Source organism: Streptomyces sp. NBC_01384 (assembly GCF_045040035.1).
Lineage (GTDB): Bacteria > Actinomycetota > Actinomycetes > Streptomycetales > Streptomycetaceae > Streptomyces.
Genome location: NZ_CP109559.1, coordinates 6,898,498 through 6,919,007, shown reverse-complemented (window position 1 = coordinate 6,919,007; position 20,510 = coordinate 6,898,498). Strand labels below are relative to the sequence as shown.

20 protein-coding genes and 3 pseudogenes are annotated in these 20,510 nt (G+C 71.2%); 7 read left to right on the top strand and 16 right to left on the bottom strand.

Annotated elements, in window-relative coordinates:
• Positions 1 to 47: 47 nt before the first annotated feature.
• Positions 48 to 1,574 carry a gamma-aminobutyraldehyde dehydrogenase gene (locus tag OG747_RS31820; RefSeq protein ID WP_405882806.1) on the bottom strand — a complete coding sequence of 509 codons (1,527 nt, stop codon included), beginning with the start codon at positions 1,572 to 1,574 and terminating at the stop codon, positions 48 to 50.
• Between the two features lie 177 nt (positions 1,575 to 1,751).
• Here OG747_RS31820 and OG747_RS31815 point away from each other — a divergent pair, with 177 nt between their 5' ends.
• On the top strand, positions 1,752 to 2,348 hold the full coding sequence (locus OG747_RS31815) for an NADAR family protein (protein ID WP_405882805.1): 597 nt from the start codon (positions 1,752 to 1,754) through the stop codon (positions 2,346 to 2,348).
• A 148-nt stretch (positions 2,349 to 2,496) separates the two neighbouring features.
• Here OG747_RS31815 and OG747_RS31810 read toward each other — a convergent pair whose 3' ends face one another.
• Positions 2,497 to 3,444, bottom strand: coding sequence for a DUF4190 domain-containing protein (locus OG747_RS31810; protein WP_405882804.1), 948 nt, complete (start codon positions 3,442 to 3,444; stop codon positions 2,497 to 2,499).
• A gap of 99 nt (positions 3,445 to 3,543) precedes the next feature.
• Between OG747_RS31810 and OG747_RS31805 the strand changes: the two are divergent.
• Positions 3,544 to 4,664: pseudogene (locus tag OG747_RS31805) on the top strand (adenosine deaminase).
• A 20-nt stretch (positions 4,665 to 4,684) separates the two neighbouring features.
• Positions 4,685 to 5,368 (top strand): glycerophosphodiester phosphodiesterase, encoded by a 684-nt coding sequence (locus OG747_RS31800; protein ID WP_405882803.1) that lies wholly within the window; start codon positions 4,685 to 4,687, stop codon positions 5,366 to 5,368.
• Between the two features lie 12 nt (positions 5,369 to 5,380).
• Here OG747_RS31800 and OG747_RS31795 read toward each other — a convergent pair whose 3' ends face one another.
• From OG747_RS31795 to OG747_RS31785, 3 genes are all read right to left on the bottom strand, one after another.
• Positions 5,381 to 6,427, bottom strand: a complete 1,047-nt coding sequence (locus OG747_RS31795; RefSeq protein ID WP_405882801.1) for a cytochrome P450 — start codon at positions 6,425 to 6,427, stop codon at positions 5,381 to 5,383.
• Between the two features lie 120 nt (positions 6,428 to 6,547).
• Positions 6,548 to 6,628, bottom strand: coding sequence for a tryptorubin family RiPP precursor (locus tag OG747_RS31790; protein WP_405885789.1), 81 nt, complete (start codon positions 6,626 to 6,628; stop codon positions 6,548 to 6,550).
• Positions 6,629 to 6,827: 199 nt separating this feature from the next.
• Complete coding sequence (locus OG747_RS31785) at positions 6,828 to 8,576, bottom strand: RNA polymerase sigma factor (RefSeq protein WP_405882800.1); 1,749 nt, start codon at positions 8,574 to 8,576, stop codon at positions 6,828 to 6,830.
• Between the two features lie 334 nt (positions 8,577 to 8,910).
• Between OG747_RS31785 and OG747_RS31780 the strand changes: the two genes are divergently transcribed.
• Positions 8,911 to 10,068, top strand: a complete 1,158-nt coding sequence (locus OG747_RS31780) for a serine hydrolase domain-containing protein (RefSeq protein WP_405882799.1) — start codon at positions 8,911 to 8,913, stop codon at positions 10,066 to 10,068.
• 36 nt (positions 10,069 to 10,104) lie between these two features.
• Here the strand turns inward: OG747_RS31780 and OG747_RS31775 are convergent, their stop codons facing one another.
• The 7 genes from OG747_RS31775 to OG747_RS31745 form a co-directional block, all read right to left on the bottom strand.
• On the bottom strand, positions 10,105 to 10,959 hold the full coding sequence (locus OG747_RS31775; RefSeq protein ID WP_405882798.1) for a class I SAM-dependent methyltransferase: 855 nt from the start codon (positions 10,957 to 10,959) through the stop codon (positions 10,105 to 10,107).
• A 441-nt stretch (positions 10,960 to 11,400) separates the two neighbouring features.
• The gene (locus OG747_RS31770; protein ID WP_405882797.1) at positions 11,401 to 11,919 is read right to left on the bottom strand and encodes a hypothetical protein; all 519 of its coding nucleotides are present in this window, start codon (positions 11,917 to 11,919) and stop codon (positions 11,401 to 11,403) included.
• Positions 11,903 to 12,394: an RNA polymerase sigma factor gene (locus OG747_RS31765; RefSeq protein ID WP_405882796.1), complete on the bottom strand. Its 492-nt coding sequence runs from the start codon at positions 12,392 to 12,394 to the stop codon at positions 11,903 to 11,905. Before OG747_RS31765 ends, OG747_RS31770 begins: the two co-directional genes overlap by 17 nt.
• Before the next feature lie 128 nt (positions 12,395 to 12,522).
• The gene (locus tag OG747_RS31760) at positions 12,523 to 13,134 is read right to left on the bottom strand and encodes a class F sortase (RefSeq protein ID WP_405882795.1); all 612 of its coding nucleotides are present in this window, start codon (positions 13,132 to 13,134) and stop codon (positions 12,523 to 12,525) included.
• Positions 13,131 to 13,574 carry a sortase-dependent protein gene (locus OG747_RS31755; protein WP_405882794.1) on the bottom strand — a complete coding sequence of 148 codons (444 nt, stop codon included), beginning with the start codon at positions 13,572 to 13,574 and terminating at the stop codon, positions 13,131 to 13,133. The genes OG747_RS31760 and OG747_RS31755 overlap by 4 nt, the downstream gene beginning before the upstream one ends.
• A gap of 329 nt (positions 13,575 to 13,903) precedes the next feature.
• Entirely contained in the window at positions 13,904 to 14,179 is a 276-nt protein-coding gene (locus tag OG747_RS31750; protein ID WP_405882793.1) for a hypothetical protein, read from the bottom strand.
• A gap of 46 nt (positions 14,180 to 14,225) precedes the next feature.
• Positions 14,226 to 15,101: an ABC transporter permease gene (locus OG747_RS31745; protein ID WP_405882792.1), complete on the bottom strand. Its 876-nt coding sequence runs from the start codon at positions 15,099 to 15,101 to the stop codon at positions 14,226 to 14,228.
• Between the two features lie 264 nt (positions 15,102 to 15,365).
• On the opposite strand from OG747_RS31745, the gene OG747_RS31740 reads away from it, so the two are divergent.
• A complete protein-coding gene (locus OG747_RS31740; protein ID WP_405882791.1) occupies positions 15,366 to 15,815 on the top strand; it encodes a MarR family winged helix-turn-helix transcriptional regulator in 450 nt (149 codons plus the stop codon).
• A gap of 172 nt (positions 15,816 to 15,987) precedes the next feature.
• Here OG747_RS31740 and OG747_RS31735 read toward each other — a convergent pair whose 3' ends face one another.
• Positions 15,988 to 16,752 carry an SDR family NAD(P)-dependent oxidoreductase gene (locus tag OG747_RS31735; RefSeq protein WP_405882790.1) on the bottom strand — a complete coding sequence of 255 codons (765 nt, stop codon included), beginning with the start codon at positions 16,750 to 16,752 and terminating at the stop codon, positions 15,988 to 15,990.
• Between the two features lie 187 nt (positions 16,753 to 16,939).
• Positions 16,940 to 17,188, bottom strand: a pseudogene (locus tag OG747_RS31730) (alkene reductase); the annotation flags it as partial.
• A gap of 47 nt (positions 17,189 to 17,235) precedes the next feature.
• Between OG747_RS31730 and OG747_RS31725 the strand changes: the two are divergent.
• A complete protein-coding gene (locus OG747_RS31725; RefSeq protein ID WP_405882789.1) occupies positions 17,236 to 17,808 on the top strand; it encodes an NAD(P)H-dependent oxidoreductase in 573 nt (190 codons plus the stop codon).
• An 85-nt stretch (positions 17,809 to 17,893) separates the two neighbouring features.
• On the opposite strand, the pseudogene OG747_RS31720 reads toward OG747_RS31725, so the two are convergent.
• A pseudogene (locus OG747_RS31720) lies at positions 17,894 to 18,181 on the bottom strand (response regulator); the annotation flags it as partial.
• Positions 18,182 to 18,302: 121 nt separating this feature from the next.
• On the opposite strand from OG747_RS31720, the gene OG747_RS31715 reads away from it, so the two are divergent.
• Positions 18,303 to 18,920: a hypothetical protein gene (locus tag OG747_RS31715; RefSeq protein ID WP_405882788.1), complete on the top strand. Its 618-nt coding sequence runs from the start codon at positions 18,303 to 18,305 to the stop codon at positions 18,918 to 18,920.
• A gap of 76 nt (positions 18,921 to 18,996) precedes the next feature.
• Here the strand turns inward: OG747_RS31715 and OG747_RS31710 are convergent, their stop codons facing one another.
• Entirely contained in the window at positions 18,997 to 20,436 is a 1,440-nt protein-coding gene (locus OG747_RS31710; protein ID WP_405882787.1) for a gamma-aminobutyraldehyde dehydrogenase, read from the bottom strand.
• Positions 20,437 to 20,510 lie beyond the last annotated feature (74 nt).

Here is a 20,510-nt window from a genome sequence, read left to right as displayed (position 1 = left end):
CACGGGTCAGGCGGCCTGTTCTTCACCCGGCGGTAGCCGGAAATTGACTACAGCCGGTCCCCGAAGATCGTGCGGTGCCAGTCCTTCGCGGCGACCGCAGTGTTGTCGAACATGACGTGCTTGATCTGCGTGTACTCCTCGAAGGAATAGGCAGACATGTCCTTGCCGAAGCCGGACGCCTTGTAGCCGCCATGCGGCATCTCGCTGATGATCGGGATGTGGTCGTTGACCCACACACAGCCCGCCTTGATCTCGCGGGTGGCGCGGTTCGCCCGGTAGACGTCCCGGCTCCACGCGGAGGCGGCCAGGCCGTACGGAGTGTCGTTGGCGAGCGCGATGCCTTCGTCGTCGCTGTCGAAGGGCAGGACGACGAGGACCGGTCCGAAGATCTCGGACTGCACGATCTCGCTGTCCTGGGCTGCGTCCGCGACCAGGGTGGGGCGGTAGTACGCGCCGTTCTTGAGGTCCCCCTGGGGCGCCTCGCCGCCGGTCACCACGCGCGCGTAGCCACGCGCCCGGTCGACGAACCCGGCGACCCGGTCGCGCTGGGCGTGGGAGATCAGCGGGCCGAGGTCGGTGCCGGGTGCGAAGGGGTCGCCGACCCGGACGCTCGCCATCAGGGCGGCCGTCTTCTGGACGAACGCGTCGTAGAGCGGGCGCTGCACGTACGCGCGCGTGGCGGCCGTGCAGTCCTGGCCGGTGTTGATGAGCGAACCCGCGACGGCTCCGTTGACGGCGGCGTCGAGGTCGGCGTCGTCGAAGACCACGAAGGGTGCCTTGCCGCCCAGCTCCAGGTGGAGCCGCTTGACGGTGGAGGTGGCGATCTCCGCGACGCGCTTGCCGACGGCGGTGGACCCGGTGAAGGAGGTCATCGCCACGTCGGGGTGGCCGACGAGGTGCTCACCGGCGTCCTTGCCGGCCCCCGTCACGATGTTGATCACTCCGTCCGGGATGCCCGCCACGGTGGCGGCCTCGGCGAAGAGGAGCGAGGTCAACGGGGTCAGCTCGGCGGGCTTCAGCACGATCGTGTTGCCCGCGGCGATCGCCGGGAGGATCTTCCAGGCGGCCATCTGGAGGGGGTAGTTCCAGGGCGCGATGGAGCCGACGACGCCGATGGGTTCACGGCGTACGTACGAGGTGTGGTCGCCGGAGTACTCGCCCGCCGACTGCCCCTGCAGATGCCGGGCGGCGCCCGCGAAGAAGGCGATGTTGTCGATGGTGCCGGGCACGTCGAACTCGCGCGTCAGCTTGAGGGGCTTTCCGCACTGGAGCGACTCCGCCCGGGCGAACTCCTCGGCGCGGTCGGCGAGCACGGCGGCGAAGCGGTGCAGGGCGTCGGAGCGCTCGCCGGGGGTGGCGCCCGCCCAGCCGGGGAACGCCTCGCGGGCGGCGGCGACGGCCGCGTCCACGTCGACGGTGCTCGCCAGCTCGTACGTGTAGACCTCCTCGCCGGTGGCGGGGTCGACAACCGCGTGCGTACGGCCCGAGGTGCCCTTGGTCAGCCGGCCCGCGATGTACTGCGCGCCGTCCGCGAAGCGGTCCTGCGCCTGGAAGCGATGGCCCGGATTGTGCATGTGGCTCTCCTCCGCCGCCTCCCCGTTACCGCAGGGGTCGGCGTAGCTCCAGCTCGATTTGAGTGCCGATCCTGACAGAGCAAAGGGACTCCAACAAGTGATTCCGTTGTTGCCTTTTGGTTACGCGACGGAATCTGTCGACCAGGTGTCGAGTCCCCAGGGAAAAGGCGGGACGGAATGTCAGTGGTGCGTGCGAAAGTGGCATGCATGGGGAAGATCGATTCTTGGGAAGCGCTGGTCAGCGCGGTCCGCTCGGGGGCGAGAGTCAAGTACCTGCACTTCTGGGGGCACCGGCCGCGACCGGACGGTCAGGTGAGTGCGAGCTGTCTGAGCCAGTGGTGGCCGTCACCGTTCATGGTCGACGGTGTCTCCTACGCGACCGCGGAGCACTGGATGATGGCGGGCAAGGCGCGTCTCTTCGGGGACGCGGAGGCGGAGCGGAGCGCCATCGAGGCGCGGAGCCCCGCGCTCGCCAAGAAGGCGGGGCGGCTCGTGCGCGGCTTCGACGAAGCGATATGGGAGCGCGAGCGGTTCGGGATCGTGGTCGAGGGCAGCGTGCACAAGTTCGCCGTCCATCCCGAGCTGCGTGCGTTTCTGCTGGGCACGGGCGCGCGGGTGCTGGTCGAGGCCAGCCCCATGGACCGGGTGTGGGGCATCGGGCTCGCGGCGGACGACGAGCGGACGGCCAGTCCCGAGCGGTGGCGGGGGTTGAATCTGCTGGGGTTCGCGCTGATGGAGGCACGGGAGCGATTGCGGGAGTCACCCGGCGGTTGAGGGGGCCTCGGGCGGCCGAGGGAGCCCCGGGCGGCCGGGCGTTCCAGCACGCGTGGCCGGCCGGCCACGTGATCCAGCTCACCTGCTCGGCCGAGGCGTTCCGGCACGCCCAGGCAGCCGAGGCGTTCCCGTGCCCGGCCGCCCTCGGCTAGCCGAGGTGCTCCAGCACGAGTGAGGTGGAGTAGCCGTCGTCGCCGACCGGGTCGTTGCTCCCGTTGTCGGCCGGGAGGGCGAAGTAGAACAGGATCATCGCGATGCCCAGGACGATGCCGACCGCTCCGCAGATGATCCCGGTCAGCGCCTGACCCGGGTTCGTCGCCTCGCCGCGGCGCGCCTTGCGACGCCCCATCACTCCGAAGGTCACCCCCAGGATGCCCAGGATGATGGCCAGCGGCCACAGACAGAACACGACGGCCGAGACGATGCCGAGCACGAGCCCGGCGGTGCCCATGCCGTTGCTGGGCGCGAGGGGCATCCCGGGCCAGCCGTAGCCGGGGGCGCCCGGGTAGCCGGTCCCCGGCGCGGGGTAGCCCGGGTAGCCGGCCCCCGGTGCCGGATAGCCGTGTCCGTGTCCGTATCCGTATCCGTAGCCGTACGGGACCTGGCCGGGGCCCTCGGGGGCGATCGGCGGCGGGGGGACCGGTTCTCCGGGGGCGGGTTGGGGGTGGGGCGTGGACGCGGCGGCCTGGGACGCGAAGGGGTTTTCCCAGGGCCGGTGCCGCGGGTCCGGGTGGCCCGGGGTGCCCGGTCCGGGGACCGGGAGGACCGTCGGCTGGTCGTGCGCCGAGAACGGCGTCGGAGGTGCGGGAGGTATGGGGAACGTGGGAGTCGCGGGAGCGCCGGTCATGCGGGACGGGGGCTGGTCCGCGGGCGGAGCCCAGGGGTTCGGCTCGGGCTGCCGTTCGGCGGGAGCCTTGTCCAGGGGGCCCCTGGGCGGGGAACCCGGTGCCGGGTTCCCGGCGGGTATCGCGTCCTCGGGACCGGCGGCCGACGGTACGTCGATCTGCGTCGGCGGCGGAGCCGACTGGTCCGGGGACGCCCACGGGGTCGCGGCGGCGTTCTGCGGCGCCTGTGGCACCTGCGCCTCGTCGGACATGCGTGGAGTCCCCTCTGTCGTACCTGCCGTCATGCTAAGGCCTGGGGCTTCACCTAGTGGGCCGCCGCCTACGATGATCCCTGACTCACCGATCAGCCGATCACCCGCGCCCCCTCCCGACCACGGTCCTGAGGGGCGCCGTTCCCGGGGAGGAACCCTTGACCGACCAGCTCAGCGCACGCGACGGCGCCCGCGATCTGCACGCCTTCATCGCCGGACTGCCCAAGGCCGAACTGCACGTGCACCACGTCGGATCCGCCTCCCCCCGGATCGTCTCCGCCCTCGCGGCCCGCCACCCCGACTCCCAGGTGCCGACCGACCCCGAGGCCCTCGCGGACTACTTCACGTTCACGGACTTCGCCCACTTCATCCAGGTGTATCTCTCCGTCGTCGACCTCGTCCGCACCCCCGAGGACGTACGACTGCTGACGTTCGAGGTCGCGCGGGACATGGCCCGCCAGCAGGTCCGCTACGCCGAGCTGACCATCACCCCGTGGTCCTCCACCCGCCGCGGTATCGACGAGCGCGCCTTCATGGACGCGATCGAGGACGCCCGCAGGGCGGCGGAAGCCGAGCTCGGGGTCGTCCTGCGGTGGTGCTTCGACATTCCGGGCGAGGCGGGGCTCGAGTCCGCCGAGGAGACCGTGCGGCTCGCGACCGACGACCGGCTGCGGCCGGAGGGGCTGGTGTCCTTCGGACTCGGCGGACCCGAAATCGGCGTGCCGCGGCCGCAGTTCAAGCCGTACTTCGACCGTGCGATCGCGGCCGGGCTGCGGTCCGTGCCGCACGCGGGGGAGACGACCGGCCCGGAGACGGTCTGGGACGCGCTGAACGACCTGCGCGCCGAGCGCATCGGGCACGGCACGAGCTCCGCGCAGGACCCCAAGCTGCTCGCCCACCTCGCCGAGCACCGCATCGCCCTGGAGGTCTGCCCGACCTCCAACATCGCCACCCGCGCGGTCCGCACGCTCGACGAGCACCCCATAAAGGAGTTCACCCGGGCCGGGGTCCTGGTCACCATCAACTCCGACGACCCGCCGATGTTCGGCACCGACCTCAACAACGAGTACGCGGTCGCCGCCCGCCTCCTCCACCTCGACGAACTCGGTCTCGCCGCGCTCGCCAAGAACGCGGTGGAGGCGTCCTTCCTCGACCCGGCCGGGAAGACGAGGATCGCCGAGGAGATCGACACCTACGCCTCGGCATGGCTCGCACCCTGAGCGACCAGCACAATGGGCCCATGCGCACCGTGACTGCCGTGGCCCACCGCGGCGACCCCTATCGCGTCCGCGAGAACACCGTCCACTCGCTGCGTTCCGCGCTCGGGCAGGGCGCGGACGCGGTCGAGATCGACGTACGGCTGACCCGCGACGGCGTGCCCGTGCTGCTGCACGACAAGACGCTGAAGCGGCTGTGGGAGCTGGAGCGGCCGCTGCGGGCGCTCTCCCGCGACGAGGTGAGCGGGCTCACGGACGGCGGGGTGCCGACGCTCGCGGAGGCCCTCGGGGCGACCGGGGACAGCCGGATCATGGTCGATCTGCCGGGTGCGCCCGACGGCGCGGCCGTACGCCGGATCGTCGACGTCATCCGCGAGTGCGGGGCGCGGGAGCGGGTGTACTACTGCGCGGGCGCCCAGGCCATGCTGGCGGTACGCGCCGCCGACCCGGCCGCGGAGATCGCGCTGACCTGGACGACCCTCGCACCGCCGCGCCCGGCCCTGCTCGACGCCGTGCGGCCGCGCTGGCTCAACTACCGCTTCAGCCTGGTCGATCGCGCACTGACGGCGCACGTCCACCGCAACGGCTACCTGCTCTCCGTCTGGACGCCCGACACCCGCCGTTCCATGCGCCGGCTGCTCGACCTGGGCGTCGACTCGATCACCACCAACCGCATCGACACGCTCTGCGCCCTGCGTAAGGGCTGAGTCAACGCGCCGTCAACGTGCCGTGGTGAGCCGGACGTCCTCCACCCCGAGCAGGCCGAGGAGAGGAACCTTTCCGGTCCGCTGCCCGGGGTCCACCGTCAGGCCCGCCTCGCGGATCAGGTTGAGGAGCAGCTCGGCGAGCGGCATGACCATGTGGCGGCCCCAGCAGCGCTCCGAGGAGTGGCCGAAGGGGAGGTAGCCGGGGGCGGTGTCGGGGTCGAGGTGGTCCCAGCGCTCCGGGCGGAACGCGTCCGGGTCGTCCCACAGCGCCGGATCGCGATGCGAGAGCAGGGGCAGCAGGAGGACGTCGTCGCCCGCGCCGATGCGCTCGTCGATGGCGGGGTATTCGGGAGAGGCGTAACGCAGCATGTTCCACGACGGGGGCAGCAGACGCATCGACTCGTAGATGAGATTCCGGTTCGGCATGCTGTCGTCGAACGGCGCTCCGAGCCACAGGGCGTTGGAGACGAGGGTGGAGACGGTGAAGCACACCGGGGCGGCCGCTCGCCGGTACATGCCCATCGCGTAACGCCGGTCGTGGTAGCCGTCCGCCTCGGCCAGCAGGCGGGCGAGGCCGGTCACCTCGGCGCCGGGCCCGGCCCGCCAGGGCAGCGCGGCGCCCGCCGCTATCACCGTCCAGGTGAGCTTGGGCGTCAGTTCGAGGTTGCGGCTCATCAGAACGCGCAGCCGGTAGGGGTCCTTGCCGAGGATGAGGTCCCGCAGGAAGAGATGACCGGTCAGCGGCCACGAGCCCGACAGGTCCACGTCCTTCGGCAGCGGCTGCTTCAGCGCCTCGCGCACGTCACCACCGACGGTCCGCATCACGGACGAGGCCTCGTTCCGTGCGATCGAGCGCCCGTGCAGCGGTTTGAACGTGGGCCGCTCCGTCTCGGTGGCGCGCCGTGCGGCGAGGATCCGGTCGGCGACCTCCGGCCCGGCGACCCCGATCGTGTCGGGTTCGAGCCGGAAGACGTCCTTGCCCACGTGATCCCGCAGGAGGGCGGCAAGTCGTGGGCTGAACACGGTGCTTCGGGTACGCGGAGGGGAGGAGAGGGACATGTGAGGTCTCCGAGGAAGCCGGGGGCCGCGTCGAGGGGCCCGGTGGCGGGGACTCGGCCGGGCGCGGACCCGGGCCGGCGGTGCCGCCCCCGCCTGCCGGCGGGGGCGGCGCAAGCCGGGTCAGTACCAGAGGTACCAGGCACTCGCCTTCAGGCTCTTCTGGGCGGAAACCTTGTTGCGGATGGCGAACAGAAGCTTCATTACGACACTCCTTCTCCGGTGACGTACCCGAGCGCACGTGTTCCCTTGTGGGGAACTTCTCTTGTGGAGCTTGTGCGCCACTGACACCACAAGACTCCCCCGCCCCGATTTCACCTCGATCAACAAATGATCAACGACCTGGTCAGAGGGCCGACGGGACGACATGACGACTTAACACCCTGCGGGTTTGGGGACGGAGTCAGGGGGTGAGGCGGGAGTGCTGACTCACCGTCGCCGGATCGGCGGGGGTGGAGCGGGTCAGATACTGCGGGACCGGGGCGGTGTCCTTGCCGTTGTCGCGGACGAGGCCGTAGCGGACCGCGCCCTGGGCGGGACCGGTGCGGACGTCCTCGGTGACCTTGTCCCAGGTCGAGGTCTGGACGAAGAGGTTGTAGTCGGCGGGGCCCTCGTTCTGGTGGAGGGTGACGGTGCCGTCGATCCAGAAGTACTCGTTCTGCCACATCTGCTGGGTGCCGGCGGGCAGGACGGCGTGGCCCACGGCCGGGCCGCCCATCCACGTCGTGCCGTCCGTCGAGCCGGGCTGCACGTCGTCCATGCGGTGACCGCCGCCGGAGGCGACATGGAAGAGCTTGCCGCGCAGCCCGGTCCAGGTCGGCATGAGCACGGCGCCGGGGCGTTGCTGGGGCAGGATCTGCCAGCGGACGCGGAAGTAGCCCTGGCCGGTGAGGGTGACCGTCTCGCCTCTGTGGGTCAGACCGGTGGCGGGCGCGCCCGTCGCCGCGACGCCCTTCTCGGCGCGCCGGGGCAGCGCCGCCGGGAGCGCGGCCTGGGCGGGTGCGCTGTCGACGGCGTCGACGACGGTGCCGTACAGCTGGACGCGGGTCTTCGAGGGCGAGGGTGAGGGTGAGAGCGAAGGGGAGGCGGACGGGGTTGGTGAGGGGCTCGGGGAGGCGGGCGGCTTGCTCGCGGGTCCCGACGGCGGGCGGGCGGTACTCGCGGCCGTGGGCGCGGCGAGGACCGGGGGCGGGTCGTCCGGCGTCTGTGTGACGACGTACAGACCGCCCGCCGCGATGGTCACGCCCGCGGTGACGGCGACGGCGGGCTTGGTGAGCAGGCCGAGGACCTTGGCGGACCAGCCGACGGAGGTGGCGGCCGACGTGGCGGCGACCGCCGTCTTTCCGCCGAGGGCGAGCGAGAGCGTGAAGCCGACCGGGAGCGGGACGAAGGCGATCCCGACGAGAAGCCGTTCGGCCGGTACGACGGCCTCGCGGGCGCCCGAGCAGTACGCGCAGCCCCGGATGTGCCGGGCCAGCCGCTTGCGCCACACCGAGTCGGGCCGCCCGTCCCAGCGGGCGGTCAGCGACCGCAGGCCGGGGCAGGGCGCGTCGGCCGCACCGGAGTGCGGGACGTCGAGCGCCCGCACGATGTTCCGCGCGGTCTCCAGCCGCTCCTTCATCCGCTGCACCCGCACCGCCGCGTGCTGCCGGCTGATCCCGACGGCCGCGGCCAGTTCGCGCCGGGTGAGCTCGCCCGCGACCTCCAGCCACCACAGCGAGAGCAGTTGGCGGTCCTCGTCGTCGAGCCAGCGCACCGCCTCCGCGACCTCGCGCCGCTGCCCCTCCAACTGGAGCCGCAGCACCGTCAGTTCGGCGAAGTCGGCGGCCTGCTCACCAGCCCCGTCGTCCAGGGGCTCGGCGGTCCGGCGGCGCGCCCGCTCGCGTATCTGCCGCATCGCGATGGCGACCAGCCAGGACCGGAAGCTGTCCGGGTCGCGCAGCGAGCCGAGGTTGTCGACGGCGCGCAGCATGGTCTCCTGCACGACGTCGTCGACGTCCGCGTGGCCGTTGAGGGCGCGGCCGACGATGTTGTAAACAAGGGGCAGCCAGCCCTCGACCAGTTCGTCGAGGGCGCGCCGGTCACCGGCCTGCGCGGCCGCGATGGTGGAGCGCCACTGCCGCCCGTCCACGTACGTCCCTTTCGGTGTCACGGTGACCGCCGGTGTCACTGGGCACGCACGGCGGGAGTGCAGGATCTCCCCATCCGGGGAGACCTGTCCGTGCGCTATGTCGGAGATCACAGTCGTTCATCGGGTCCTGAACACACAGGAGACGGAGGGCTGCCCTCCGCGATAACACTTTTCCTGCCTTCCGGGCCTTCGAGATTTTCGCCGCACCCTAGGGGCGCCCCCTGACAACACCCCGACAGGGAACGGCAGTTGCTCCGGGTCGATACCAGGGGCGGGGCCCTCCTCGGTGAGGATCCGCGAGCGGCTGCGCGACCGCAGGATGATCTCACTGTCCCACCCACACCAGGAGCACCAGATGCCCGCCCGCACCCGCACCGTCGCCGCCGTCACCGTCGCGCTCGTCCTCGGCCTGGCGGCCGGCCCGCTGGCCGTTCCCGCCGTCGCCGCGCCCGCCGCCGCGGCACGGACCGACACGGCCGGACCGGACGCCGCCGCCCTGCGCGCCGCGCTCGCCGGGCTGCCGGACTCCGACGCGACGGCCGCGCTCGTACGGGTCGGGGGCACCGACGGGCGCTGGCGCGGGAGTGCCGGGGTGCACGATCTCGCGAGCGGCAGCAAGGCCGACCCGAACGCGCTCTTCCGGGCCGGTTCGACGACGAAGGTGGTCACGGCGGCGGTCGTGCTGCAGCTCGCGGCCGAGGGCAAGGTCGATCTGGGCGCGCCCGTACAGCGCTATCTCCCCGGGCTGCTGTCGCCCGCCTTCAAGCCGGTCTCCGTACGCCAGTTGCTGAACCACACCAGCGGGATCAAGGAGGGTGACGGCTTCGGCGACTCCTTCGAGGACGCGTACGCGCACCGCCTCGACACGCTCACGCCCGAGCAGGTCGTCGCCTCCGCGGTGGCGAAGGGGCCGGAGTTCCGCCCCGGCGAGCGGCAGCACTATCTGAACATCAACTACACGATCCTCGGCATGCTGATCGAGAAGGTGACGGGGCACTCGTACGCCTCCGAGGCCACCCGGCGCGTGCTGCGGCCCGCCGGGATGCTGCGCACGTACTTCCCCGGTAGGGATCCGCGCATCCGGGGGCCGCACAACCTCGGCTACCAGGCGGTGAAGCGGGCGGACGGTACGACGGAGTTCGTCGACGTCACCGAGTGGAACCAGGCGGACCGCTGGGCGGCGGGCGACATGATCTCCACGACGGCGGACCTGGAGCGGCTGACCACCCACCTCTTCCGAGGCGACCTCGTCCCGGAGCCGCAGCTGGAGGAGATGTTCACGGTTCCGTCGGGCATCGACGGCGCCGACATGAGCGCCGGGCTGCAGCGGTTCGAGTACGGGGGGAAGGTCTACTGGCTCAAGTCGGGCGCGCGGTACGGATACACGGCGCTCATCGCGGCCACCCGCGATCTCTCCCGCACGCTCGTCTACTCGGTCAACTCCACTGACGCGAAGGGCGAGGAGATGAACCCGGTCGCCCTGCGCATCGCGATGGCGGCGCTGAAGCGGTAGCGGGCGCGGCGGGCCGGGCCGGGAGGTATCGCTCCGTCACCGCGGCCCTGCCGTCGGACCCGCCGTCAGAGTCGCCGTCAGAGTCGCCGTCACGAGATGGACGTTCATTCCGCACGGGACGACCCCGTCCGGCAGCGCGAGCTCCTTCGCCCCGGCGAAGAAGGCCGCACGCAGGGCCTCCACGGTGGTCGCGTCGAGCGGGCCGACGTCATAGACACCCGATACGGCGTCCCACACCTGCTCCGCCGGACCGCTCAGGTCGATGGGGACGGTCTCCCAGTCGACCGGCGCGAATCCCGCCGGCGCGAGGATGCCGTCGAGCCCTTCACGGCTACGGGTCCTCCGGTCCCCGAGTGCGGGGATGCGCTGCCCGGCCGGAGCCGTCTCGATCGCGGACCGCAACAGTCCGATGAACAGCTCGTACGCCTCACCGCCCACGGCGCCGCCGCCTATCACGCAGGCCAACGTGCCCCCGGGGCGCAGCACCCGGGCCACTTCCGCGACGACCTGCTCCACCTCCGCCATCAGCATCAGAGCCATGTGGGAGACACAGGCGTCAAAGGTGGCGTCGGCGAAGGGAAGGTGCTGGGCCCGGCTCTCCGAGAGCGTCGCGCCGGTCGGCAACGGTCGGCGTCGCGCCAACGCCAGGGCTTCTGGGGACAGGTCCACCCCGGCGAGCCGACGCCCCTCGGTCCGGGCGAGCAGTTCGAGCAACAGGCCGTCGCCGCAGCCGAGATCCAGCACCCGTCCGTATCCGGCGACCCGGTCGCACAGCATCTCGTAGCTGGACCGGCCGTCCGCGGCGCGGCCATCGGCGAACGCGTCCGCCGTCACCGCCGGCCGCTCGGCGTGGAAGGCCCGCAGGAACGCTTCTTGCGATGTCGTCGTCATGCCCTCGAACCTATCCGCCGAGCAGGTCGTCAGGCCGGCAAGGACGAACACGGGGCGGGCCGCTTCACCGCCGTACCGCGCGAGAGCACAGCACCTGACAGCGATCACGGAGATCCCCGGAAACCGGACCTCGAATGTCGGATTCCCAGGTTTTCCCCGTCGTGGCTGGCCCCGGCCCGGGAACAGGCCCGAAGGCGATCGCCGTATCAAGCGATCGCGGTGCCGTGCGCCGCATGGGGAGGGAGAGTTCCGTGAACGTCACGACTACACCTGTCTGAGCGAGAAGATCGGAGCCCTCGACGGCGTCCAGGCCGTCGAAACCGCCCTCGCCCTGCGCCAGGTCAAACAACTCGCCTACGACCCGATCCGCTGACCCGCCGGAACGCCTTGGTGCGACCAGGGTTGCGGCCAAGGTTCCGACCAGGGCTCCGGCCAGGGTTCCTACCTGGCACTTGGCGTGGCGATCGCGGTGTCGGCCCCGTCCCTGACCGCCGACGGGGCGCCGGCTTGCGAGGGCGTCGGTGTCGCCGACGGGGCGTGGGTGGGGACGGCCGGGCCGGCCGGGCTGGGGCTGGTGGTCCGGGTCTGCACGGTGGGGCGCGGGCTGACGCGCCCGGGCGACGCCGACGGGGTGGGCGACACGGCCGAAGGGCTCGCGGCCGAAGGGCTGCTCATGGGCGAAGGGCTGCTCGCGGGCGGCGGGGCGAGCGGGACCGTCGGGGACGTGGGTGCCTCATGTGCCGCCGGACGGAGCGGCAGCGCGACGAGGGCGGCGACGGCGCACGCCGACCCGACCCCGACCCCGACCGCGGTGCGGAGCAGCCGGCGGCGGGCCGCACCGCGGCGGATCGATTCGTATCGGCCGGGGGGTGGGCCGAGGTAGTCCGAGGTGGGCCTCAGGATGACGGCGAGGGCGTCGTCGGGTTCGAAGTCCGGACCCTCGTCAGGGTGTGTGATCAAGGCTTCTCCTCAGGTGGGCGCGGAGCAGTTCTCGGGCCGTGTGGAGGTCGGCCTTGATGGTTCCTTCCTTGCGCCCGGTCAGCGCGGACACCTCCCGGATCGGCATGTCAGCGTAGTAGTGCAGCAGGATCGGGACGCGCAGTCGCTCCGGCAGCGACTGCACGAGCAGACGTACCGAGGGGTCGGCCTGTTCGGTCTGCGGGCGGACGGCGGCTTCGGCGGTCGCACGGTGCACGGCTCTGCGTTCGCGCTCCAGCTTGCGCCAGTGGTCCCGGACGAGGTTGGCCGCGGTGACGTAGAGGAAGCCTCGGGGCTCCGCCACGGATGTCCAGCGGGCCCAGAGCCGGGTGAACGCCTCCGAGGCGATCTCATGGGCCGTCTCGTCGTCGTCGACCAGTCGACGGCACCAGCCGGCGAGGCGCGGATAGAGGGCGGCGAACAGCTCGGACGCTGCCTTCTCGCGGGACCGTTTCAACACTCTCCATGGTCGTGAGGGCACTCGTACGGCACCCGTGCGGCACTCGTACGGCAGGATCCCGGGCCGTCGGTGTATGGTCCATCGGCCCAGGATCGGAGCCGGTCGGCGGGGGGCCGGGTGGCGGGTCAGGGGCTCGCGGAGCTCAGCTCGGCGAAGACGATCACGTTGTCGGGGTACCCGTCACCGGTACGGGGGCCGCCGCAGGTGATGAGCCGCAGCTCCGGACGGTCGACGTCCCCGTAGACCGCGTCCGCCGGGAAGTCCGCCTTGGCGACCGTCCGTACGGTGTTGACGACGAACTCCGCCGCCGTGCCGTTCCCCAGGCGCGCCACGATCCGGTCGCCCCGGCGCAGCCGCGCGAGGTGACGGAAGACCCCGTCCCCGTAAGCGCCGACCGTGACATGGCCGAGGATCACCGACGGGCCGATCTGACCCGGCGTCGGCGAGTACCCGTACCAGCCCGCCCGGTCGTGTGCCGTGATCGGGGGCACCTGCACGCTGCCGTCCGCGGCCAACCCCAGCCGTATGACCGGGGTGTCGACCCCGATGGCCGGGATCAGCAGCCTGACCGGAACCGAACGCCCGAGGGCGCGCGCCGTCTTGGCGGAGGGCCGCGAAGGCGGTGGCGTGCTCTCGGGGTGCCCGGTCGTGGCCCGGCCGGCCCCGTGGCCGCCGCAGCCCACGAGCAACGAGGCCATCGCCGCGGTGGCGAAGGCGCGCCTGGAGAGCGAGGTCATGCCCCGGTCGCCCGCCGGCGACGTACGAGAAAGACCGCGGTGCCGCCCACGGCGAACGCGGCGGCGGCACCCCCGCCGATCAGCGCGCCGCCGCCTCCGGACTTCGACGCCACCGGCGCCACACCGGTGTCGGGCGCTCCCTTCGGTACGACGGCGACCTGGCTCGGGGCCGGCCCCCGGCTCGGCGTACCGCTGGAAGCCGGGGCCTTGGTGGGGACAACGCTCGGCACCGGGGACGGGACGGCGCTGCCGGCGGGGGCCGAGCTCGGGTCGGAAGTGACGGTCGGGACCGCGGACGGCGCGGTGGTGGCAGACGGCGCGGCGGTGGCGGACGGGCGGCTCGTGGAGGCCGCGGTCACCCCGTCGGCGAACGCGGGCACCGTGCTCGCCAGCACGGCGGTGCACCCGAGTGCCATGGCACTGAGGACAGTTCGGCGCATGAATCGCTCTCTTTCGTCGGTCCGCCCGCCCGGTGACGCGGCGGGCTGCGTTACGGATCGAGCGGAGAGACGAGGCAGCGGCGGAACAGGTTGTAAAGAGATGGCAAAGTCGTCCGGCCGCTTGATCCACCCCGCGGAGATCGGTGCGACCAGAATTCCCGGTTGGCACCTGACAGTGTCGCTGACCTGCGGTGATGCCAACTACGCCTCATCGACTGCGAGATGAGGCAGAAACGGCCCTCGCCGCCGACGAAGAAGCCCGGACCCGGCGATAACCCGCCGACAGGCCACCGTCCGAGCCCGAGCGGTGAGCGCTCAAATGTATGCAGTTATACGACGTCACCCGTGACGCCGGGATGTGGCTGCCGCCCCCTCACGCGCCGAGGATCTTCGCCACCTTCAGATAGGGGGCAGCCTCCTCGGCCCGCCCCGGTAAGGGTGGGGCAGACGGTGCAGACGTCGTTGGTGACGCCGGCGATGATGAGGTTGGTGCGGCCGGTGGCCTTGACGGCGGCGGCGAAGTGCTCGTCGTCGAAGGCGTTGACGACGCCCTGGCCTCGCTCTGCGCCCTCATCCCCCGCGGGGTGAGAACGGTACGCGGTCACGATCCGCAGGCAAGCCGATCTCGACCGCCCGCCCGGTATGCCTACGTCACACCGCCACAGGGTGCGGCTCGGCCTTCTCCGCCGCGGCGCTCGGAGCCTCACGGCGGAACACGTCCTTCAGGTAGAGCACGGCGGCGGCGCCGAGCACCCACAGCGGGAGGATCACCAGGGCGCGGGTCAAACCGTCGTTCTGGAACCCGGACAGCCCCTGCATCGCGCGGACGCCCACCCCGACGGGCAGGATCTCGGACAGCGGGTGCAGCCAGGTCGGAAGGTAGGCCGCCGGCAGGACCCCGCCGCTGCTGGCATTGCCGAGGATCAGCAGGAGCATCGAGGCAAGACTGACGCCCGCGGAGCCGAACAGTCGCAGTAGCACCATCGTCGCGCCGCCGACCGCGGCGCCCATCAGCGCGACGACGACCGCGAGGGGCAGGAAGGGGCCGGGCAGCGCATCGAACCCCGTGCTCCCGCCGATGACCGCGACCATGGTGCCGCCGATCCCTCCGAACAAGGCCAGGCTGGCCATACGCCAGCGGTACTGGAGCCGGGGTGCGAGCTGGTAGGTCGTCATGCCGAAGAGGTATCCGGCCAGCACCAGGCCGAAGGCCGCGTAGAAGACGGAGAGTCCTCGGGTGTCCTCCGCCGCCGCCGGGGCAACGTCCTCGACGGAGAGGTGATGGTGTTCCGCACGGGCCACGGAGCCGAAAGCGGTGGTCACGGTCGCGGTGACGCCGGCTCCGTTGGCACTGCCGTAGAGCAAGGTCCCGTCGCTGAGGTAGGCCGCGTACACGGACCTGTCCTGGACGGCCCGCCGGGCGGCGGATTCGTCGGGGTAGGTCTCGAGCGTGAAGCCGCCCGGTACGGCGCGCGCGAGGCCCTGGCGCAGGTGCGCCTGATGCGTGCCGACCTCCGTCGTGCCCACGCGCAGGTCATGAGGGCGTGGCGCATGAAAGGCGGCGAGATAGACGCTGACGAACACTGTGCCTATCAGCAGGACGACCGCTACGGGGACCAGGACGGCGCGTGAGGTTCCAGGACGGGGAAGAGGATGGGCCACGTCCAGGGCATGCTTGTGAATCTTTCGAGTGGAGACGCGCAGAGCCATCGCAGACAGATTCCTAGAATAGAAGCCAACTGATAGTCTGTTGTACATCATAATCAGTTGACTTACAAAGGGATTCGCCACGTGAACCATTCCGACCCGCGCACGGGCCATGTGGCCTGGCAGATCGGCCAGATCATGGCGTCCCGGGTGGAGCGCACACTGCGCCCGTTCCAATTGACCCTCGTCCAGAACAACGCCCTGATGCAGGCCATCCTCGATCCGGGTGTCTCCAGTGCGACCGCGGCACGCAGGACGGCGGTCACCCCTCAGTCCATGGGAACCGCGGTCAACGGACTGGTCGAGCGGGGACTTCTGGAGCGCCGGACCACCCCTGGCGATCGGCGTACACATCGACTGCACGTCACGGAGGCCGGCCGGCGGCTCGCGATGGAGGCCAGGAGCGCGGTGGACGCCACCCACGCCGAAGCCCTGCGGGCACTGACGCCGACGGAGCAGGAGCAGACGCACTCACTGCTGCTGAAACTGTTGGCGTCGCTGAACCCCTCAGCCGTGGATGACAGCACGCCATGACGGCACACCACGAGGAGTCCGCGGGCCGAGGGGACCGTCGGCGACGGGCACACACGCCCGGCGCCGTACACATGCGCACGGCAGGCGGCGGAGTGGACGCTCGTCGTCCCTTCCGCCAGCCACACAGCCCGGTGGGGCGATGCCGTTCGTGCGCGGCTCGCCCAGGGCCTGTCTAGTAGTGGCCGCCGTCCGCCTCGATGGTGCGGCCGGTGATGTACGAGGCGTCATCGGAGACGAGGAACGCGGTGACGGCCGCGATCTCCTCCGGGCGGGCCAGGCGGCCCAGGGCGCCGTGCATCTTCTCCCAGGCATCCATGGAGGCATCGAGGAGAGGGTGCTTGTAGCTGAGGGCGTGGGTGTCGGCCATGTCGGTGGCGGTTCCGCCAGGGGCGACGGCGTTGATCGTGATGCCGCGCGCGCCGAGCTCCGGTGACAGGTTGAGCACCATGCTGTTCACCGCGCCCTTGCTGGCCGCGTACAGAGTGTGGTGGAAGATCGCGCGGGTGGCGCTGACCGACGAGGTGAGCACGATACGTCCGCCGTCGGGCAGGTGGCGGGCCGCATGCTGGACGGCGAAGAGCTGGCCGCGGGTGTTGACGGAGAAGACCCGGTCGAAGTCCTCCGGCGTGATCTCGTCGAGGCGGCCGAAGTGTTCGATCCCGGCATTGCTCACCAGGATGTCGAGCTTGCCGTAATGCTCGACGACCTGGCCGACGAGGCGTCCGGTCTGCTCCGGGTCGGAGACGTCCGCCTGGATCGCGATCGCGTCGGTGCCGTTCTTCTTGAGCTCCGCAACCAGTTGTTCGGCGTCTGCCACGCTGCTGCGGTAGTTGATCGCGACCGTCGCTCCGTCCTGCGCAAGGCGTTCGGCGACGGCTTTACCGATGCCGCGACCGGCTCCGGTGACGAGGGCTACTTTGCCAGTGAGCTTTCCCATGGTTGTTCCACTCCGTCTGGTGTGGGGGGATGCGAGGGGGGAGGGCGGAGCGGACGCCTGCGTGCCCGCTCCGTGTGGCGGCCCGAGGTGATACGGCCACATCCCGGCTGTACCGCCTCGGAGCCGTTGGGGTCATTGCGCTGAACGGCCCGGATCGCGCTCCGGGTCCGGCACGCGGCGGCTGGTCGAGGGTCGGGTAGTCCGTGTAGCCGCGCTCGTCACCACCGTAGAACGTCGCGGGATCGGGCGTGCTGAACGGGCCGCCCTGCTGGAGCCGGAGCGGCAGGTCGGGGTTGGAGATGAAGGGAGCGCCGAACGACACCGCGTCGGTGGTGCCGTCCTCGACCAGGCTCAGCGCCTCCAGGCCGGTGGGGTTCGGGTGGGTGAAGGGGTTCAGGATGAACGTGCCCTGCCACTGCTTGCGCAGCTGGAGCGTCACTCCCTGCTCGCCCAGCGCACCACGCAGGCCGAGGAGGCGAACACATGAGCGCGAACACCAGTCAGCCGCTGCACCTCACGGTCGTATCGGCCGGCCTGAGCGTCCCCTCGTCCACCCGCCTGCTGGCCGACCGCCTCACCGAGGCAGTCCGCAAGCAACTGGCCGACACGGGTGGCGATGTCGAGACACGGGTCGTCGACTTGCGCGACCTGACCGCCGACATCGCCGACAACCTGGTCACCGGCTTCCCCTCGCCCTCCCTGGCGGAAGCCGTCGAGGCGGTCACCTCGGCGGACGGTCTGATCGCCGTCACTCCGGTCTTCTCGGCCTCGTACAGCGGGCTCTTCAAGTCGTTCTTCGATGTCATCGACAATGACGCCCTCACCGGAAAGGCCGTCCTGCGCGCGATTGTCGTGCCCACATCGGTATACGCGGCCTCCGAGGACGGGGGCGGCAACGGCGACCCCCTCACCGACACGCTCCCCCACCGGATCGTGCGCGCGGCCGGCGAACTGGCCGGGCTCATGCGCCACCGCGCGGGTCCTGCCGCCCGGGCGACCGACGACACCGCCGTCGTACCGTTCGCACAGCAACTGGACGCACTGCGACCCGCGTGAAGCCGCCGCCCTCAGGGCCGGCCAAAGATCCTCGTCGCGATCGCCGCAGGGCAGTACTAGAGGCCCGCGATCGCGTTCCAGCGCCGTCGGCGCCGAGCCCGAGCCCCGCCACCCGGTCGGCCACCGTCCCGGACGCGGTCAGCATCAGCACCCGGGCCCGGCTGCCGCCGCGGGCCAGCGCCTTGCACACCTGGTCGCCGTGGACGCCGGGCAGATCGCGGTCGAGTACGACGACGTCGTAGCCGTTGGCCTCCGTGCACTCCAGGGCGGTGGGGCCGTCCAGGGCGAGGTCGACCGCCATGCCCTCCCGGCGCAGCCCGGCGGCCACGGTCTCGGCGAGCTCTTCATGGTCCTCGACCACCAGCACACGCATGCCGGTCAGTGTGGCGAGCGGGCGGTACAGCGGCATAAGCGCCGCCGTTCCCGTGCCGTAACCGCGCTCCCGCTTGTGTGGACCCCGTCAGCACCATCGCCCCACCACCAGGAGGAACCCCATGCGTGCTCTGGCCACTCGGCCACGGCGACTCGTCCTGGCCGTCGCCATGATCTCGGCCGCCACCCTCGGCACGGTCAGCGCGTCGGCGTCGACGTCGGCAACGGCAACGGCGGTCACGGCCCACAACCCCGGCGCGCCCACGCCCCACACCGCGCCGCCGAAGGGAGCGGCCCTCGCCATCGCCTACCGGCCGACCGCCCATGCCCCGGGCGACGTGAACACCGCCAACGGCAGGTTCGCCGCGTGCATGCGCGAGCAGGGCCAGAAACACTTCCCCGACATCCACGCGTCGAAGGACGGGAGCGGGCACATACGGCTGGACGTGAAGGTGACCGGCCGGGGCTTCGACCCGACGTCGGATGCCTACAAGGGCGCCCTGAACACCTGCGCGCCGATCCTGAAGAAGGCCGGCGTCACCTTCCCGGACCCGTCCGACCTGCCACCGCTGCCCGAGCCGGGCAAGGGAACGGGCAAGGGAACGGGCCCGGAAGCGGGCCAGTCCCTGCACATCAAGCCGGGAACACCCGGCGAACCGGACCTCCCGTCACTCACGACCACCACCACCACCACCACCAGCAGCAGCAGCAGCAGCAGCAGCAGCAGCGAGAACGCCTGACCACCACGAGGGGGAACACCGCGGCCCCGGACGGGATCCACTCCCGTCCGGGGCCGCGCGGTTCAGTCCGTACGCACTACGCGTCCAGCGACGTCATCACGTGCTTGATCCGCGTGTAGTCGTCGAAGCCGTACGCGGAGAGGTCCTTGCCGTAGCCGGACTTCTTGAAGCCGCCGTGCGGCATCTCGGCGACCAGCGGAATGTGGGTGTTGATCCACACGCAGCCGAAGTCGAGGGACTTCGACAGGCGCATCGCGCGGCCGTGGTCCTTCGTCCAGACCGAGGAGGCGAGGGCGTAGTCGACGCCGTTGGCCCACTCGATGGCCTGGGCCTCGTCCGAGAAGGACTGGACGGTGATGACCGGGCCGAAGACCTCGTTCTGGATGATCTCGTCGTCCTGCTTGAGGCCCGAGACGACGGTCGCGGCGTAGAAGTAGCCCTTGTCGCCGACCCGCTGGCCGCCCGCCTCGACCTTGGCGTGCGCGGGCAGCCGCTCGATGAAGCCGGTGACCTGCTTGAGCTGGTTCGGGTTGTTCAGCGGACCGTAGAGCACGTCCTCGTCGTCCGGCTGGCCGGTCTTCGTCTCGGCGGCGGCCTTGGCGAGCGCGGCGACGAACTCGTCGTGGATGGACTCCTGGACCAGGACGCGGGTGGCGGCCGTACAGTCCTGGCCCGCGTTGAAGAAGCCCGCGACCGAGATGCCCTCGACGGCCTTGGCGATGTCGGTGTCCTCGAAGACGACGACCGGGGCCTTGCCGCCCAGCTCCAGGTGGACCCGCTTGAGGTCCTTGGACGCCGACTCGGCGACGGACATGCCCGCGCGTACGGAACCGGTGATGGAGGCCATCGCCGGGGTCGGGTGCTCGACCATGGCGCGGCCGGTCTCGCGGTCGCCGCAGATGACGTTGAAGACGCCCTTGGGGAGGATGCCGCCGATGATGTCGGCGATCAGGACGGTGGAGGCGGGGGTGGTGTCCGAGGGCTTCAGGACGACCGTGTTGCCCGCCGCGAGCGCCGGGGCGAACTTCCACACCGCCATCATCATCGGGTAGTTCCACGGCGCGACCTGCGCGCAGACGCCGATCGGCTCGCGGCGGATGATGGAGGTCATCCCCTCCATGTACTCGCCGGCCGAGCGGCCTTCGAGCATGCGCGCCGCGCCCGCGAAGAAGCGGATCTGGTCGACCATGGGCGGGATTTCCTCGGACCGGGTCAGGCCGATCGGCTTGCCGGTGTTCTCGACCTCGGCCGCGATCAGCTCCTCGGCCCGCTCCTCGAACGCGTCCGCGATCTTCAGGAGGGCCTTCTGGCGCGCGGCCGGGGTCTGGTCGCGCCAGGCCGGGAAGGCCGCGGCGGCGGCCGCCATGGCGGCGTCCACGTCGGCCTCACCGGACAGCGGCGCGGTCGCGTACGCCTCGCCGGTCGCGGGGTTGACGACCTCGGTGGTCCGCCCGTCGGCGGCGTCCCGGAACTCACCGTCGATGTAATTGCGCAGACGACGCAGCTCGGTGCTCACTGCCGGCCCTCCAAGTTCAGGTGTCCAATCGCTGAGACACCCACACTAATCCGTGGGCCCACGTTTTCAACACC

Coding starts and splice junctions, on each gene's coding strand:
- OG747_RS31735 (WP_405882790.1), bottom strand. CDS start 16,752: ATGGGAAAGCTCACTGGCAAAGTAGCCCTCGTCACCGGAGCCGGTCGC.
- OG747_RS31820 (WP_405882806.1), bottom strand. CDS start 1,574: ATGCACAATCCGGGCCATCGCTTCCAGGCGCAGGACCGCTTCGCGGAC.
- OG747_RS31800 (WP_405882803.1), top strand. CDS start 4,685: ATGCGCACCGTGACTGCCGTGGCCCACCGCGGCGACCCCTATCGCGTC.
- OG747_RS31815 (WP_405882805.1), top strand. CDS start 1,752: ATGTCAGTGGTGCGTGCGAAAGTGGCATGCATGGGGAAGATCGATTCT.
- OG747_RS31715 (WP_405882788.1), top strand. CDS start 18,303: ATGCGTGCTCTGGCCACTCGGCCACGGCGACTCGTCCTGGCCGTCGCC.
- OG747_RS31760 (WP_405882795.1), bottom strand. CDS start 13,134: ATGACCTCGCTCTCCAGGCGCGCCTTCGCCACCGCGGCGATGGCCTCG.
- OG747_RS31810 (WP_405882804.1), bottom strand. CDS start 3,444: ATGTCCGACGAGGCGCAGGTGCCACAGGCGCCGCAGAACGCCGCCGCG.
- OG747_RS31780 (WP_405882799.1), top strand. CDS start 8,911: ATGCCCGCCCGCACCCGCACCGTCGCCGCCGTCACCGTCGCGCTCGTC.
- OG747_RS31725 (WP_405882789.1), top strand. CDS start 17,236: ATGAGCGCGAACACCAGTCAGCCGCTGCACCTCACGGTCGTATCGGCC.
- OG747_RS31790 (WP_405885789.1), bottom strand. CDS start 6,628: ATGAAGCTTCTGTTCGCCATCCGCAACAAGGTTTCCGCCCAGAAGAGC.
- OG747_RS31775 (WP_405882798.1), bottom strand. CDS start 10,959: ATGACGACGACATCGCAAGAAGCGTTCCTGCGGGCCTTCCACGCCGAG.
- OG747_RS31755 (WP_405882794.1), bottom strand. CDS start 13,574: ATGCGCCGAACTGTCCTCAGTGCCATGGCACTCGGGTGCACCGCCGTG.
- OG747_RS31795 (WP_405882801.1), bottom strand. CDS start 6,427: ATGTCCCTCTCCTCCCCTCCGCGTACCCGAAGCACCGTGTTCAGCCCA.